The 15,623-nt window shown below is 71.8% G+C and carries 15 protein-coding genes; 7 read left to right on the top strand and 8 right to left on the bottom strand.

The genetic code is table 11. From position 1 onward, the window contains the following. Window positions 1-9 precede the first annotated feature (9 nt). Entirely contained in the window at window positions 10-1,089 is a 1,080-nt protein-coding gene (locus tag HDC37_RS08315; protein WP_308472143.1) for a site-specific DNA-methyltransferase, read from the bottom strand. Further along, the gene (locus tag HDC37_RS08310; RefSeq protein ID WP_179559934.1) at window positions 1,086-2,135 is read right to left on the bottom strand and encodes a biotin/lipoate A/B protein ligase family protein; all 1,050 of its coding nucleotides are present in this window, start codon (window positions 2,133-2,135) and stop codon (window positions 1,086-1,088) included. The genes HDC37_RS08315 and HDC37_RS08310 overlap by 4 nt, the downstream gene beginning before the upstream one ends. Window positions 2,136-2,402: 267 nt before the next feature. On the opposite strand from HDC37_RS08310, the gene HDC37_RS08305 reads away from it, so the two are divergent. Then, window positions 2,403-3,920, top strand: coding sequence for a DEAD/DEAH box helicase (locus HDC37_RS08305; RefSeq protein WP_179559933.1), 1,518 nt, complete (start codon window positions 2,403-2,405; stop codon window positions 3,918-3,920). 146 nt (window positions 3,921-4,066) lie between these two features. On the opposite strand, the gene HDC37_RS08300 is transcribed toward HDC37_RS08305, so the two are convergent. Further along, the gene (locus HDC37_RS08300) at window positions 4,067-4,915 is read right to left on the bottom strand and encodes an alpha/beta fold hydrolase (protein WP_179559932.1); all 849 of its coding nucleotides are present in this window, start codon (window positions 4,913-4,915) and stop codon (window positions 4,067-4,069) included. Window positions 4,916-5,617: 702 nt separating this feature from the next. Between HDC37_RS08300 and HDC37_RS08295 the strand changes: the two genes are divergently transcribed. From HDC37_RS08295 to HDC37_RS08285, 3 genes are read left to right on the top strand one after another with little or no spacing between them, the layout of a single operon-like run. After that, a complete protein-coding gene (locus tag HDC37_RS08295) occupies window positions 5,618-6,049 on the top strand; it encodes a MarR family winged helix-turn-helix transcriptional regulator (protein WP_257021377.1) in 432 nt (143 codons plus the stop codon). Further along, window positions 6,046-7,410, top strand: a complete 1,365-nt coding sequence (locus tag HDC37_RS08290) for an MFS transporter (RefSeq protein ID WP_257021376.1) — start codon at window positions 6,046-6,048, stop codon at window positions 7,408-7,410. The genes HDC37_RS08295 and HDC37_RS08290 overlap by 4 nt, the downstream gene beginning before the upstream one ends. Window positions 7,411-7,444: 34 nt before the next feature. Further along, entirely contained in the window at window positions 7,445-8,335 is an 891-nt protein-coding gene (locus HDC37_RS08285; protein WP_179559931.1) for a hypothetical protein, read from the top strand. On the opposite strand, the gene HDC37_RS08280 is transcribed toward HDC37_RS08285, so the two are convergent. Both HDC37_RS08280 and HDC37_RS08275 read right to left on the bottom strand, forming a co-directional pair. After that, entirely contained in the window at window positions 8,297-8,614 is a 318-nt protein-coding gene (locus HDC37_RS08280; RefSeq protein WP_179559930.1) for a hypothetical protein, read from the bottom strand. The two genes, HDC37_RS08285 and HDC37_RS08280, sit on opposite strands and share 39 nt — an antisense overlap. A gap of 3 nt (window positions 8,615-8,617) precedes the next feature. Then, on the bottom strand, window positions 8,618-9,856 hold the full coding sequence (locus HDC37_RS08275; protein WP_179559929.1) for an amidohydrolase: 1,239 nt from the start codon (window positions 9,854-9,856) through the stop codon (window positions 8,618-8,620). An 84-nt stretch (window positions 9,857-9,940) separates the two neighbouring features. Here HDC37_RS08275 and HDC37_RS08270 point away from each other — a divergent pair, with 84 nt between their 5' ends. Together HDC37_RS08270 and HDC37_RS08265 are read left to right on the top strand one after the other, a co-directional pair. Continuing rightward, complete coding sequence (locus HDC37_RS08270; protein ID WP_179559928.1) at window positions 9,941-11,593, top strand: MFS transporter; 1,653 nt, start codon at window positions 9,941-9,943, stop codon at window positions 11,591-11,593. After that, window positions 11,590-11,784 carry a hypothetical protein gene (locus HDC37_RS08265; protein ID WP_179559616.1) on the top strand — a complete coding sequence of 65 codons (195 nt, stop codon included), beginning with the start codon at window positions 11,590-11,592 and terminating at the stop codon, window positions 11,782-11,784. Before HDC37_RS08270 ends, HDC37_RS08265 begins: the two co-directional genes overlap by 4 nt. Window positions 11,785-11,878: 94 nt before the next feature. On the opposite strand, the gene HDC37_RS08260 is transcribed toward HDC37_RS08265, so the two are convergent. Continuing rightward, window positions 11,879-12,571, bottom strand: coding sequence for a class I SAM-dependent methyltransferase (locus tag HDC37_RS08260; protein ID WP_179559927.1), 693 nt, complete (start codon window positions 12,569-12,571; stop codon window positions 11,879-11,881). 95 nt (window positions 12,572-12,666) lie between these two features. On the opposite strand from HDC37_RS08260, the gene HDC37_RS08255 reads away from it, so the two are divergent. Continuing rightward, window positions 12,667-14,148, top strand: coding sequence for an FAD-dependent oxidoreductase (locus HDC37_RS08255; protein WP_179559926.1), 1,482 nt, complete (start codon window positions 12,667-12,669; stop codon window positions 14,146-14,148). A gap of 10 nt (window positions 14,149-14,158) precedes the next feature. On the opposite strand, the gene HDC37_RS08250 is transcribed toward HDC37_RS08255, so the two are convergent. Both HDC37_RS08250 and HDC37_RS08245 read right to left on the bottom strand, forming a co-directional pair. Continuing rightward, window positions 14,159-14,788, bottom strand: a complete 630-nt coding sequence (locus HDC37_RS08250; protein WP_179559925.1) for a CDP-alcohol phosphatidyltransferase family protein — start codon at window positions 14,786-14,788, stop codon at window positions 14,159-14,161. Beyond that, window positions 14,781-15,545: a TVP38/TMEM64 family protein gene (locus HDC37_RS08245; protein WP_179559924.1), complete on the bottom strand. Its 765-nt coding sequence runs from the start codon at window positions 15,543-15,545 to the stop codon at window positions 14,781-14,783. The genes HDC37_RS08250 and HDC37_RS08245 overlap by 8 nt, the downstream gene beginning before the upstream one ends. Window positions 15,546-15,623: the final 78 nt, after the last annotated feature.

Below are 15,623 nucleotides of genomic sequence, written 5' to 3'. Positions count from 1 at the left end.
GGCCTCAGCCTACGGGAGCGGCTCCAGGGCGGGATCCGATCGCGCGCCCTGATCGAGAGGGGCGGATGCCGCCGACTCGGCGTCGGGGATGCGGCGGCGGATCACCTCGATCGCGGCGGGGTTGTCGTCGACGAGCACCGCATGGCGACCGAGGGATGCCGCGACCGCGCCGGTCGTGCCGCTTCCGGCGAAGAAGTCGAGCACCCGGTCGCCGGGGCGGCTGGACGCCTGGACGATGCGGCGGAGGATCCCCTCGGGCTTCTGCGTGGGGTAGCCCGTTTTCTCCCGGCCGGTGGTGGGGACGATGGTGTGCCACCAGACGTCCGTCGGGAGTTTGCCGCGCGCGGCCTTCTCGGGGGTGACGAGGCCGGGGGCCATGTAGGGCTCGCGATCGACACCGTCGGAGTCGAACCAGTAGCGGTCGGGGTCCTTGACGTAGACGAGGATCGTGTCGTGCTTGGTCGGCCAGCGGCGCCGGGTCTTCGCCCCGTAGTCGTAGGCCCAGATGAGCTCGTTGAGGAAGTTCTCGCGGCCGAACAGGGCGTCCATCAGCACCTTGGCGTAGTGCGCCTCGCGGAAGTCGAGGTGCAGGTACAGCGTGCCGTCGGGAGCGAGGAGACGCCAGGCCTCTACCAGGCGCGGCTCGAGGAACCCCCAGTAGTCATCGAACCGGTCGTCGTAGGTGCGGAGGTCGCCGCGCAGCCGCTCGTACTCGCGCCCGTGGAACCCGCGCCGGACGACCCCCACCTCGCCCCCGGCCCCGTCCCCGGCCCCGTCCCTGTCCCCGGCCCCGTCCCCGTCCCCGCCCCGGCCGCGAGAGTGCATCTGCGCGCCGAGAATGCGGGTGGACTCCGCATCCTCGGCGCCCCGTTGCGCTCTCGCGGAGGACGGTGAGGGGGAGGGGGACTCAGGGAGGAACGCGCGGGCGCGTTCGACGCTGCGCTCCCGCATCCGTCCGGTGTTGAAGGGCGGGTCGAGGTAGATCAGCGTGAACGACGCATCGGGGAAGGCCCGGATGATGTCGAGGTTGTCGCCGTGGTGCACGATGACCGAGCCGCGCGGCGCTGCGGGCTGAGGCGGGGTGGTCACGGCACGCGGTGCAGCCAGGCGGAGGTGGCGAACTTGCTGTCGACGAGCGCCTGAGCCGCGGCGTACTCCTCGTCGGTGACCGTGCCCGGTTCCGCGCCGTAGAGCGTGGTGAAGGTCTCGATGAAGCGCTCGATGATGGCCTCGCGTGCGAGGCCCGTCTGTCGCCGCAGGGGGTCGACCCGCTTCGCCGCCGACGCCGTGCCCTTGTCGCTGAGCTTCTCGCGGCCGATGCGGAGCACCTCGGTCATCACCCGGCCGTCCATGTCGTAGCTGAGGGTGGCGTGGTGGAGCACCCCGCCGTTGGCGAGCCGCTTCTGCGCGGCGCCGCCGATCTTGCCCTCCGGGGAGGCGATGTCGTTCAGCGGCTGGTAGACCGCCTCGACCCCGAGCGACCGCAGCGCCTGCAGCACCCAGTCGTCGAGGAAGGCGTAGGAGTCGGCGAAGGTCATCCCCGCCACAAGCGAAGCCGGCACGTAGAGGGAGTACGTGACGATCGAGTTGGCACCCATGAGCATCGCCCCGCCGCCCGAGATGCGCCGGACCACGTCGAAGCCGTGACGGTTCGCGCCCTCGGGGTCGACCTCGTTGCGGTACGACTGGAACGAGCCGATCACCACGGCCGATTCGTTCCACTCCCACAGTCGCAGGGTCGGGCGGCGCCGCCCGTCGCCGACGCGTTCGGTGAGCACCTCATCGAGGGCGAGGTTCATGCGGGGCGAGACCGGGGCGTCGTGGATGACCTCCCAGTCGAAGTCGCGCCACCCGGGGGCGGTCACGAGGGCACGACGCACGGCGGTGCCGACAGCCTCGGGAGTGAAGCCCAGCAGCTGCGCCCCCTCGGGGAGCGCCGAGCGCACCGCGAGGGCGATGCCCGCGACATCCGTCTCCACCGGAAGCCCGGTGACGGCGGCGTCGATGAGGGGCAGCGCGTCGTCGGGCTCGAGGAAGAAGTCGCCCGCGAGGCGGAAGTCGGCGATGCGGCCGCCCTGCACCTCGAGGTCAACGACCACGAGTTTTCCGCCGGGGACCTTGTACTCGCCGTGCATGGCCTCAGCCTAGCCGCGGGCCCACGGGCCGGGCGCGGCGCGGGCTGGTGCGGGGCGCGTTCAGCTTCGCCGGCCCCCGGCCTGCTACGGTTGACCCGCGGCAGTTCCTTGCCGCTGCGTCGTCGTCACGCTCCCGCCTCTCGCGAGGCCACCGGCTGGTTCCCCGATCCGCCATACGACGAACGGCGAACCGATGCGCGATCCCGCGCCGTCGCCTCCTTCTGCTCGTCGCTCGCTTCGCGGCGTCGAGCCTCATCGAAAGCATCCATGTCTTCTTTCACCTCCCTCGGCGTGCCCGAGAACCTCGCTGCCGTCCTCACCGCGGACGGTAAGACCGAGCCTTTCGCCATCCAGCGCGACACGCTCCCCGACTCCCTCGCGGGGCGCGACGTGCTCGGCCGCGGCCGCACCGGCAGCGGCAAGACCATCGCCTTCGCGCTGCCCCTCGTCGCCCGCCTGGCCGGCGGTCGCCGCGAGCCGCGCCGGCCCCGCGGCCTCGTCCTCGCTCCCACCCGTGAGCTGGCAACGCAGATCGCCGCGACGATCGCGCCGCTCGCCGCGGCAGCGAACCTCACCGTCACCACCGTGTTCGGCGGCGTCAGCCAGAAGCCGCAGGAGCAGGCCCTGAACCGCGGCGTCGACATCGTCGTGGCCTGCCCCGGCCGCTTGGAAGACCTCATGAAGCAGGGCGTCATCCGACTGGATGCGGTGCAGATCGCCGTACTCGACGAGGCCGACCACATGGCCGACCTCGGGTTCCTTCCCGGCGTGACGCGCATCCTCGCCGCCACCCCGCAGGGTGGGCAACGGCTGCTGTTCAGCGCGACCCTCGACCGCGGCGTTGACGCGCTCGTCCGCCGCTTCCTGCAGAACGAGGTGCGTCACGAGGTCGACGAGGAGAGCGTGCCCGCCGGCGTCATGACCCACCGCGTGTTCGTCGTGCCCTCCGACGGCAAGGCCGCGCTCGTGCGCCACCTCGCATCGGGCCGCGGGCGTCGCATCCTCTTCACCCGCACGAAGCACCAGGCCAAGAAGCTGGCCAAGCAGCTCACCGCCGCGGGCATCCCCGCGGTCGACCTGCACGGGAACCTCGGCCAGAACGCCCGTGAGCGCAACCTCGCCGCCTTCGGCGCCCCCGCCGACCAGGGCGGCGTGCGCGTGCTCGTCGCGACGGATGTCGCCGCGCGCGGCGTGCACGTCGACGAGGTCGAGCTCGTGGTGCACGTCGACCCGCCGGTCGAGCACAAGGCGTACCTGCACCGTTCGGGCCGCACCGCGCGTGCGGGCGCGGAGGGTGTCGTCGTCACCGTCGCGACCCCCGATCAGCGTCGCGAGGTCGGCGACCTGCTGCGCAAGGCCCAGGTCGCCGCGCCTCTCGAGCAGGTCTCAGCCGATGACGCCACGGTGTCGTCCCTCGTCGGCGCGGTTGCCGAGCACGTCACGCCGACTCCCGTCGTCGCGCCGTCGAACGGCGGGGGCAACGGCGGCGGACGCGGTCGGACCCGCTCGGGCAGCGCCTCCGGCGCGGCCCGCAACGCCGACAGCGCCGGAGGCGGCGGACGCGGGCGCTCCCGTGGACGCCGACCCGCGGGCGAGCGCTCGGCGCAGTCCGGCGAGCGCTCCGCCGGCTCGACGGCCGGCGGTTCGCGGTCGGGTCAGTCGAAAGCTCGCGCGGGTCAGGCCGCGAGCGGCGGCCGCACGCAGACGACGCCTCGCTTCACCACCGGCAGCACCGTCGCCGACATCCAGCGGGGCACCCGCCGGCCGCGCCGCGCGCGCGGCTGAGTCGAGCGCAGGGCCGCGCCGCGGCATCCGCTCTTCTTCCGTCTCCACCGTCGGAGAATGGCGCGAATGTCGGGGGATCCTTCAGGGATTCTCCGACAACGCGGTGATTCTCCGACGACGGCGCCGGTCGGGAGCTCCGCCGCGGCTCAGTCCCGCGCGGCGAATCGCGCATCGAGCCACGCCAGGAGATCGGCGCGCACTTCGGCCTGCGTGCGGTCCTGGAGGATCTCGTGTCGCACGTCCGGGTAGACGAGCGTCGTCACGTCGGTGAGCCCCGAACGTTCGCGGTAGGCGGCGGCGAGCTTGTGGACGCTGCGCGGTCCGCCGACGGGATCGTCTCGCCCCACCATGAGGAGCATCGGGATGTCGTGGCCGAGATTGCGCCGAGGCCTGCCCATGATCTTCAGCACCTCGATCGGACCGAACAGCTGCATCGGGGTCGCCTCGGTGGTCAGTGGATCGGCGCGGAACGCACGACCCACCGCGGGGTCCGATGCCAGCCACTCGAGCCCCGTCGCCTCAGGGCCGTTCCACCGCTTGTTGAGGTTGACAGCCCGGAGGTCGCGGACGGTGCGCAAGGCTGATCCGGAGAGGATCATCGCATCGATCGCGTCGGGGTGTTCGTCGAGGAGCATCTGAGCGAGGAACGATCCGCCGGAGTGCCCGAACACCACGAGCGGCAGACCGGGGTTGTCCTCGCGGATCGTCTGGGTGAGCTGCCAGATCGCTGCCATCGTGGCCCGCACGCCGCCGACGCCCAGGTGTCCGAGTCGGGACGCATCGTCCCTGTGCTGCGCCATTCCGGTCCGGCCGTGGCCGCGGTGGTCCGCGGCGTACACGGTCCAGCCCGCGCCGACGAGGGCGCCGATCAGGGCGCCGTACCGGCCGACGTGTTCACCGACGCCGTGGAGGAGCTGCACGACTCCCCGGGGGGAGGATGCAGGGTGCAGGTCGTACTGGATGGTGATGCCGTGTGCGTCGATGAACTCGGGCATGCGTCGAGCCTAACGGCGTGCGCGCCCGCACCATCCGCCCGGTTCTCGCCCTGCCGTCGGGGTAGCTCTCCGACGTGTCGTCCCTCCCCTCGCGTCGTTGCACCTTCCCTCTCCCCTCTCCCCTCGCCCCTTCTCCCCCTTCCCTCGCTGCCCCTCCCTCTGCCGTCGTACGTATCGCGCGCCCCACCCGCGTCCCCGCATATCGTTCGTCGCTTATGTACGCCGCGGGGCTCCGCTCCCGTACATATGCGACGAACGAACGGGGGGCGTCCGTCCGGGGCGAGGTCGGGTGGGGCGCCTAAGGGTGCGGCGGTCGGCGGAGGCCCGGGCTGCGGCGGGCCGGCCGCGCACTGCGCCGCGGCGGGCCGACCGGCGCGACGCCGCGCCCCACACCGTCCCCCGGCTTCGTCCGTCGCATATGTACGCCGCGGAGCCCTGCTGCCGTGCATATGCGACGAACGAAGTGGGAGTGGGGCGGCGCACGGCGCGCGGACCGGCCGCGGGGGCGGCGCACGGCGCGCGGACCGGCCGCGGGGGCGACGCGCGGCGCGCGGACCGGCCGCGGGGGCGACGCGCGGCGCGCGGACCGGCCGCGGGGGGCGACGCGCGGCGCGCTGGCCGGTGGAGGGCGCGGCACCGGTCGCTCCGCCCGGCGGCAACCCAGACCTTTAGCAGAACTAATGAGCTATGCTAAGTAAACACATGAGCGCACCCGAGAACCTGTCCGACGAGGCATCCGACTTCCGCATGGCGACCTTCCGCCTCGCCCGCAGACTCCGCGCCGAACGCGCGATCGACAGCATGAGCGACGGGCAGTTCGCCGTCCTCGCGGTGCTGAAGATGTTCGGCTCCCACACCCTCGGCGAACTCGCCGAGCGCGAGCGGGTCACCGCCCCCTCGATGAACCGGACCGTGAACTGCCTCGAGGAGGCCGGCTACCTCACCAGGACTCCGGATGACGCCGACCGGCGCAAGGTCAACATCACCCTGACCCCCGCCGGCCTCGAGGTCGTCGAGGAGACCGTCCGTCGCCGCGACGCGTGGCTCGAACAGGCGCTGTCGGAGTTGACACCGGCCGAGCGGCACCTCCTCGCCGAGGCGGCGGACCTCATGCGAAAGGTGGCCGACCGATGAGCGCGATGTTCCGTTCGTTCTCGATCTTCAATTACCGGGTGTGGTTCATCGGCGCACTGGTGTCGAACATCGGTCAGTGGATGCAGGCCACGGCGCTCAGCTGGGTCGTTCTCACGCAGCTGACCGACAACGACGCCGCGGCGATGGGCGTGACGATGGCCCTGCAGTTCGCGCCGCCGCTCCTCCTCGTCGGCGTGACGGGCTGGGTCGCCGACCGGTTCGATCGGCGGCGGCTGCTCGTGGTGACCCAGAGCCTCCTGATGGCGCTCGGCATCATCATCGGCATCCTGCTTCTCGTCGGCGTGATGACGCTGTGGCTCATGTACGCCTTCGCGCTCGCGCTCGGCGTGATCGCCGCCTTCGACAACCCCGCCCGGCAGGCCTTCGTGTCGGATCTGGTGGCGCGCGAGAACGCCTCGAACGCCGTGGCCCTGAACGCGGCATCGTTCAACGGCGCTCGGATGATCGGTCCCGCCGTCGCCGGGGTCGTCATCGTCGCGGTCGGCACCGGGTGGGTGTTCCTGCTCAACGGCGCCACATTCCTCGCGATGATCGTCGCGCTCGCCCTCATCCGCCCGCACGAGCTCATACCCCGTGCGAAGGCGCCCGGGGCAGCGCGGCTGGCGGACGGCTTCCGCTACGTGGCCCGCCGCCCCGACCTCATCGTGACGTTCTCGATGGTGTTCCTGCTGGGCGCCTTCGGCATGAACTTCCCGATCTTCGCGTCGACGATGGCGCTGGAGTTCGGCCGCGACGCCGACGGATACGGCCTCCTCAGCTCGATCCTCGCGATCGGGTCGCTGTTCGGCGCCCTGCTGGCTGCGCGCCGCGACCGGGCCCGCATCCGCGTCGTCATCGGCGGAGCGCTGCTGTTCGTGGGCGCCGCCGTCGTGTCGGCGTTCATGCCCGTGTACTGGTTGTATGCCGTGACGCTCATGTTCACCGGATTCGCCGTCGTGACGATGCTGACCACCGCGAACGGGTACGTCCAGACCACGACCGACCCGGCGCTGCGCGGCCGCGTGCTGGCTCTGTACATGGCGATCCTCATGGGCGGCACGCCGATCGGCGCGCCGATCGTCGGCTGGGTCGCCGCGGAGTTCGGCCCTCGCGCTGCGATCCTGCTCGGCGCAGGTGCGGGCTTCGTCGCTTTCGCGATCGGCGCCACCTGGCTCATCGTCTCCGGCCGCCTGCACCGCCGCGAGAACGCGCGCTTCCGCCTGACGATCGACGAGACCCGCCCGCTGTCGGTGGTGCAGGCCTCGCCTGAGGAGTTCAGCGACGAGGTCGCCGAGACCACGCCGATCACGTTGCCGATCGGCGACAAGCGCGGTCAGGCTCCCGCCCGCCGCGCCGGCTGACGCGGCGCCGCGTGCGGCCTGAGAGGATGTCGGGATGCGCTCCGAGAACGACGAGGCGAAGCCCTTCGCCCCGCTCCGTGAGCTTCTGACGAACCCTTTCGTCGTCACCGTGACGGTGCTCGCCGTCATCCTCACCTTCGTGTCCACCGTGTTCGCCGCGGCCGACGTCGGCGGCGATGCGCTGATCGGGAACGGGATGTTCGCAGGACCCGTGCTCGCCACCTTCGCCGTCGTGCTCCAGGTGGTCTGGCGTCGCGGCGGCAACCTCCTCGACGCGTTCCGCCGCACGATGATCTACAGCCCCCTCGTCGCCCTGCTCACCGCTGTCGCGGGATACCTCACCACCTGGGTACCCGCCGTCGCCGACACCATGGCCGCCTCACGCCGCGCCAGCGGCTTCCACTACTGGTTCGAAGAGCCCCACCCGTTCGTGCTGCCGTTCCTCGCCGGGTGGTTTCTCGGCATGCTCGCCGGGCTTGTGGCATCCCTCCTCGTCGTGCTCGTCTTCGCCTACCGACGCCCGCGGGATTTCGCCGCGGCGAACATGAACGACGTGACCCCCCGTTACGCCGCGCAGGTGCGTCGCGCCAACATCGCGCTGGCGTGGGTTCTCACGCTGGTCTTCCTCATCCCGACGCTCATCGTGTGGGGAGGAAACGACGCACGCGGAGGGTCATGGGTCGAGCGGGCGCAGAACGCGCTGCGGTTCTTCACCGACCCGGGGTGGTATCTCGCAGACGCGGCCTGGCTCGTCGGTCTCGCCCTCATCCCCGTCGGGATCGGCCTCGTGGTCTTCATCGTCCGCACGCAGCGGGTCGACCGCGCCGCTCGTCGCGCGGCCGGGCTCCCCGTGGGACTGACGCGGACGGATGACGACGCGAAACGCTCAGACGGAGGTGAACCGCCCACGGCCGAACGGCAGTGACGGCGCGCGATAGGCCAGGGCGGGTGGATCGGCCGGAGCGAGCACCACCCGGGCATCTCCGAAGCGCCATCCCCGCGCGTAGAGGAACACCTCCAGCTCGACGGGTTGGTCGGCGGCGACCTGCCAGGTTCCGACGCCCCACTGCACCGGCTGACCGCGGCCCCCGATCACCAGGGTCGGACGGATGCCGCCCCAGAGCCTCAGCGCGGGCGTGCGCAGCGTGAGCTCGACCCGTCGCGTGGTGGGCGGCGGGTCGGCCGGCGCCGGCGCGGCATCCACGTCTCAGGCCGTCCACGAACGCCGGCCGAAGCGCTCCCAGCGCTCCACCACCCGCGGTGCGGGATCGTCGCCCGCGGGCTCGAGCACGGGCGCGCCCCCGATGAAGACCTGCTCGACGGCCGAGTCGACGTCGAGCGGATCGCCCGACCACACGACGACGTCGCCGTCGAGGCCCTCGGCGAGCGCCCCCACGCGATCGTCCAGGCGCAGGATCGACGCCGGATTCACGGTGAGCGCCTCGAGCGCCGTCCGGGCGGGAAGACCCTCGCGGACGGCGAGGATCGCCTGCAGCCGGATCTGCTCGATCGGCACCACGGGGTGGTCGGTGGTGATCGCGACTCGCACGCCGGCGGCGGCGATGAGCGCGAGGTTGCCGATCGCGCGGTCGCGGAGTTCGACCTTGGAGCGCGAGGTGAGCATCGGGCCGAAGATCACCGGAATGTCCTTCTCCGCCAGCACGTCGGCGATCTTGTGCCCCTCGGTGCCGTGATTGACGACGAGGCGGTAGCCGAACTCCTCGGAGAGGCGGATGGCGGTGGCGATGTCGTCGTGGCGGTGGCAGTGCTGGTCCCACAGCAGGTCGCCGTCGAGGACGGCCGCAAGGGTCTCCTTGCCGAGATCGCGCTCGAACGGCTCGCCCTTCGTCGCGGCTGCCGCGCGCTTCTCGGCGTACGTGCGCGCCTCGACGAACGCCTGACGCAGCACCGCCGCCACGCCGAGCCGCGTGGAGGGCGTCTGCTTCTTCTCTCCGTAGACGCGCTTGGGATTCTCGCCGAGGGCGGACTTGACCGACACGTCGTGCGCCAGCACCTGCTCGTCGACCGTCCGGCCGCCCCACGTCTTCATGGCCACCGTGCGCCCGCCGATGGGGTTTCCCGACCCGGGCTTGATGACCGCGGTCGTCACCCCGCCCCGAAGCGCGTCGCGGAAACCGACCTCTTCGATGTCGATGCCGTCGAGCGCCCGGAAACGGGAGCCGTCGGGATCGGTCATCTCGTTGGTGTCGTTGCCCGACCACCCCTCGCCGTCCTCATGGACGCCGAGGTGACCGTGGGCCTCGACGAACCCGGGAAGCACCCACTTCCCCGTCGCGTCGACGACGCGGGCGCCCTCGGGGATGTCGGTCGTGGCGCCTCCGACGGCGGTGATGACCCCGCCCGTGATGACCACCGTCCCCCCGTCGATCGGGTCCCCGACGATGGGGACGATGTAACCACCGGTGATCGCGAGTGCGTCAGACATCCCTCCACCCTAGGCGGGCGGCGTGGGGCCGCCGCCGCTCGCCAAGAAGCTTGACGCATCGCAATAACTAGATAATCTAGCGATATGGCAGATCTGTCGCGCCGCCGGTGGGCGGGCCTGGTGTTCATCAGCATCGCGGTGTCGCTCATCATCGTCGACTCCACCATCGTCAACGTCGCGATCCCCGCGATCGTCGACGACCTCGGCATCTCCTCGACCGAGGTGCAGTGGGTCCAGGAGGCCTACACCCTCGTCTTCGCCGCCCTCCTCCTCGTCTTCGGCAGCGTCGCCGACCGCATCGGCCGGAAGCGGATGCTGCTGATCGGCGTGGTCATCTTCGCGGCATCCTCGATCCTCGCCGCCCTGTCGACCTCGGGCGGCATGCTCATCGCCGCCCGTTTCGTCCAGGGTGTGGGCGGTGCGATGATCCTGCCGACGACCCTGTCGCTCATCAACGCCACCTTCCGGGGGCGCGAGCGTGGCATCGCCTTCGCGGTGTGGGGCTCGACGATCGGCGGCATGGCCGCCATCGGCCCGCTCCTCGGCGGCTGGCTGACCACCGCGTTCTCGTGGCACTGGGCGTTCGGGATCAACATCCCCCTCGGCATCCTCATCTTCGTCGGCGTGATGATGACCGTCGCCGAGTCGCGCGGCACCGACACCCGCCGCACCGACGCCGTCGGCGCCGTCCTGTCGGTGATCACGATGGCCGCCCTGGTGTTCGGTCTCATCGAGGGACGCAACTACGGCTGGTGGACGACGGACCGGCCCATCGAGCTGGCCGGGGTCACCTGGCCGTGGGAGCTCTCCCCCGTTCCGATCGCTCTCGCGGTCGCCGTGCTGGGCCTCGTCGGCTTCATCGCGTGGGGACTGCGCCGCCGCAGGCTCGGGCGCTCGACGTTCCTGAGCTTCGACCTCTTCCGCATCCCTTCGTTCCGCAACGGCAACATCGCCGCGATGATCGTCTCGCTCGGCGAGTTCGGCGTGATCCTCGCCCTGCCGCTCTGGCTGCAGTTCGTGCTGGGCTTCGACGCCTTGCAGACGGGCTTCATCCTCCTCGCGCTCGCGATCGGCTCCTTCGTGGCGAGTGGGGTCGCGGGGGCTGCGAGCGGAAGGGTCGCGCCGGTGTGGGTCGTGCGCGCGGGCCTCATCGCCGAGATCATCGGCATCGCCGGCCTCGGATTCGTCATCACGCCCGACGCGAACTGGGTGCTGCTGCTGCCCTTCCTCTTCGTCTACGGCCTGGGCGTGGGCCTCGCCACCGCACAGCTGACCGGTGTGGTGCTCGCCGACGTGCCGGTCGCCGAGGGCGGCCAGGCATCGGGCACGCAGTCCACGGCGCGCCAGGTCGGCGCGGCGCTCGGCATCGCGGTGCTCGGCACCATCCTCTTCACCAGCACGTCGGCCGCCCTCACCGCCTCGCTCGATGACCAGGGGGTTCCTGCCGCGCAGCGTGACCAGGTCGTTTCGTCGGTGGTCGACAGTGCGGGTGGGGCGATCGCGGGCCTGCGTCAGAACCCCGAGACGGCAGAGATCGCGGATGCCGCGGCGCAGGCGTTCTCGGACGGCACCCGCTACGCCACGTGGGCTGCCGCCGCCTTCCTCGTCGTCGGCCTGGCCGCCACCGCGTCACTGGGGAGCGGCGCGGGCAGTGCGGGCTCGCGGTCGCGCACCGACGAGGGGGCTGGCGCAAGCCCTCCGAGCGATCGGGTGCCCGGGCCTACCGTGGAGACATGAGCGAGCACCACGACCGTCCGGACGACCACCGCGGATCCGGCGAGGCCCCTGTCGACGAGTCCATTGACGACGAGACCCCCGGCGACGGGCCGGCCGGCGGCGACGAGAAGACCGAGGACCGCCTCGAGGCCGACAACGCCGTCGAGGAGGATCAGATCCGCGCCCTCGACCCCGACGCACCGACGGGTTGACGCTGATGGGGTGACGCCTGCCGGGTCGACCCGCTCCGGCACGCCTCACCCGCCCCACCACGCGCCATCCGCACCACGGGTCTTGCATCCGTCATCACGAGCAGGCGGCGGGGGCGTCGTCCTCACCGGGCAACCGGCCAACGGCCGCGACGATATGGCCGCCGCGCACCACGGCCTCCCGCACCGACCCGGTCGCGGCGTCGCGCGCGACGAGATGCCAGGGCCGGGCCTGGATGTCTGCGCCACCGAAAGCGCACGCGAGGCGCGCGAGCGGCGAGAAGATCCGCCAGCGTCCGGTGGGCGGCTGCATGTCGACGACGGCGAGTGCACCCTCAGGACGCACGACCTCCACCGCTCGCACCCACGCCTCCCGCGCGCTGCCGCGCATGACGCTCAGCGCGTACGTCGACAGCACCGCATCGACACCGTCCGTGCGCCCGGTGACCCCTGCGACCCGTGCGCGCACCTCCTCGACGTCGAGCTCGGCCGCGTCCGCCTCGATGAGGGTGACGTTCGGCCAGCCCGCGCGGCGCACCCGGCCCTGCGCGACGGCGAGCATCTCCGCGCTCCGGTCGACGCCGACGATGTGGCCGGTCTCTCCGACAGCGGCGCGCACCAGCGGGAAGTTCAGCCCTGTGCCGCAGCCGAGGTCGAGCACGACGTCGCCGGCTTGCAGATCCATGAGCCCGATGCCGGCGACACGACCCGCCCGGTAGACCCACCGCTCCCCCGAGAGCAGGTCGTACCACCGAGCTCCCGCGCTGTAGCGGCGGAAGGGCCTGGCCATCGGGTCTCCTCGGATCAGGCGGCGCGCGACGAGCCGGTGTCCTCGATGATGCCACCCGCGACCCACCCCTCGGGCCGCCGCGTAGGCTGACGCCCGTGACTGCCCCCTCGTCCCGCCGCCCCCGCATCCTCTCCGCCGCCGAGGCCGCCGGCGACTGGGATCTCATCGTCATCGGCGCAGGAAGCGCGGGCCTCGTTGCCAGCCGGACCGCGGCATCGCTGGGCGCACGCACGCTCCTGATCGAAGCCGCGCGGTTCGGCGGAGAGTGCCTCTACACCGGCTGCGTGCCCTCGAAGGCTCTCATCGCGGCGGCACACACCGCGCACACCGCGCGCACCGCCTCGCGCCTCGGCGTCGACGTCGAAGGAGTCACCGTCGACTTCGCGCGGGTCATGGCCCACGTCCGCGCGTCGATCGCGCATATCGAGCCGGTCGATGCACCCGAGGCCCTGGTGGCCAAGGGCGTCTTCGTGCTCACCGGGCACGCGCGACTCACCGGCTCGACCGAACTCGTGGTCGACGGACACCGCCTCCGGTTCCGCGATGCGGTCATCGCGGCCGGCAGCCACCCCGTGACTCCGGACGTGCCCGGAGCCGCCGATCTGCCGATCCTCACCAACGAGACCTTCTGGGATCTCGACGAGCAGCCGGAGTCGCTTCTCGTGCAGGGCGGCGGGCCCATCGGGTGCGAGCTCGCTCAGGCCATGGCGCGCCTGGGCACCCGCGTCACGCTGGTGCACCGGGGCGAGCGGATCCTCCCCCGGGAGGATGCCGCGGCGAGCCGACTCGTCCACGACGCGCTCGTCCGCGACGGCGTCGACGTCCGAGTGAAGACGACCGTGACGGCCCTGACACCCGCCGGATCCTCCGGTGCCGGCACCGCTCGCCTTTCCGACGGGAAGGACGTCGCCTTCGACCGGATGCTGGCGGCGATCGGCCGCCGCGCCGCCACCGCCGGCCTGGGTCTCGACGCGGCCGGCGTGCGGCTCACTCCTGACGGCGACGTCGAGGTCGACCGCACGCTTCGCACCTCCAACCCTCGAATCCGCGCGGCCGGGGACGTGACCGCGCTCCCGCGCTTCACCCACACCGCGGGCTTCTTCGCCAGCACGGCGGCGACGAACGCCGTACTGGGTCTCTCACGCACGGTGGATGTCGCGGCCGTGCCCCGGGTCACTTTCACCGCCCCCGAAGTCGGCGCGATCGGCGTGGCACCGGTCGACGCCCAGGCGAAGGGCCTGCGTGTCGTGACCAAGGAGCACGACGACGTCGACCGCGCCGTGGCGGACCACGACACCGCCGGGCACACCACGCTCGTCATCGACCGCCGCGGACGACTGCAGGGCGCCTCGGTCGTCGGTCCGCGAGCGGGAGAAGTCCTCGGAGAGCTGACCACCGCGGTCGCCGCCGGGCTGAACGTCCGAGCGCTGGCGAGCACGATCCACGCCTACCCCACCTACGCCGACGCCGCCTGGAACGCCGCGATCGGCGCCGCCCAAGAGGGCCTCGATCGCGGAATCGTGGGCCGCGGGATCCGATTCCTGCGGCGGCGGCACGCTCGCCGGACCGCACTGTGACTCGACGGGGTCAGCGCAACGTCCGGTAGCCGACGACGATCCGCTGCGTCGCGCTCACCCCGACGATCACCGCCCACACCACGGCGATCTCGGCCGCCCAGAACGGCAGGATGAGCCACAGCGCATGCACCGCGATGGTCTCGGTCGCCTCGGCGAGCCCGCCGAGGAACGACAGCGACCGCCCGTCGTCGATGCGGCGCCCGGCACGCTCGGCGATCGACGAGAAGGCCAGGAAGGCCGTGCCGTTGATGTAGTAGGTCAGGAGAACGAGGAGGAACGGCCACCACGGCGCCCCGCCGGCGGTGGCCCCGATCGCCACTCCCACGACGGTCGCGCCGTAGACGACGAAGTCGGCGGCGATGTCGAGGAACCCGCCCGCGTGCGTACCGCTTTCCGCGTCACCCCTGGCCACCGCTCGGCGGCGTGCGAGCGTGCCATCGAGGCCATCGACGACCCGCGAGACGAGCCAGAGCACCAGCGCCGCGGCCCACAGCTGAAATGACGCGGCCGCGGCGGAGCCCAGGCCCAGCGCGAGTCCGGCCACGGTGAGCCGATCGGGCGTGATCCCCGGCCGGTCGAGCAGTGCCGTGAGGGCCTCGAGCGGGCGGGCGAGACGGGGGCGCAGCGCCGCGTCAAGCATGCTCGGACCCCTTTCCGCTCCGGTCTCCGAAGCCGGTCGGTGCTTCTTGTTCGGAGCCGGAAGGAGCATCGGATGCCACGCCCGCGGCGCCTGCGCGCACGCGGCGGCGCTGCACGACCACCCCTGTGGCAGCCCCGAGGAGGGAGAGCGCCCCGAGCGCCCCCAGGGCGACCCAGAAGAGCGGTCCTGCCTCGATGCCGAACGCGCCGAGTGCGACGTAGGCAGCGGTGCCGGGAATGATCCCCACCGCTGTCGCCGCAACGTAGGCGGGATAGGTCACACCGGTCAGGCCCGACGCGTAGTTCAGGGCGGTGAACGGCACCACCGGCACGAGGCGCAAGCCCAAGATCGAGAGGAACCCGCGACGCTCGAACAGGTCGTCGATCGCGGCGACCCGGCGCCCCATCAGCCGTGCGACCGCGTCGCGTCCGAGCAGTCGAGACGCCCAGAACGCCAGCGTCGCCCCCAGGAGCGCCCCGGCGTACACTGCCACCACTCCGACCCCGAAGCCCCACACCACGCCTGCCCCGATGCTCAGCACCCCCTTCGGCACAGGGGAGAGGGTGAGCAGCCCGTAGATCGCCGCAAATGTCGCGAGGCCGATCCACCCGAGGTCACCGAAGCGATCACGCAGGCCGTCGACGTCGAGTGGAGGCAGGAGCAGCCCAACCGAAACCGCCGCGGCGACGAAGACACCGAGAGAGATCAGCCGGATGATCGCACCCCGGGAAACGCTGCGGCGGCTTCGCGTGATCATGCGCCTCTCGTCGTCTGTGCTCGCGTCACGGGTCTCGGTCGGTGTGGACCCGCTCACGATATCCGAGCTCCCCGCACC

This window comes from Microbacterium sp. AK009 (assembly GCF_013410955.1).
In the GTDB taxonomy this organism is placed as follows: Bacteria; Actinomycetota; Actinomycetes; order Actinomycetales; family Microbacteriaceae; genus Microbacterium.
This window is presented reverse-complemented; position numbering and strand designations above follow the sequence as displayed.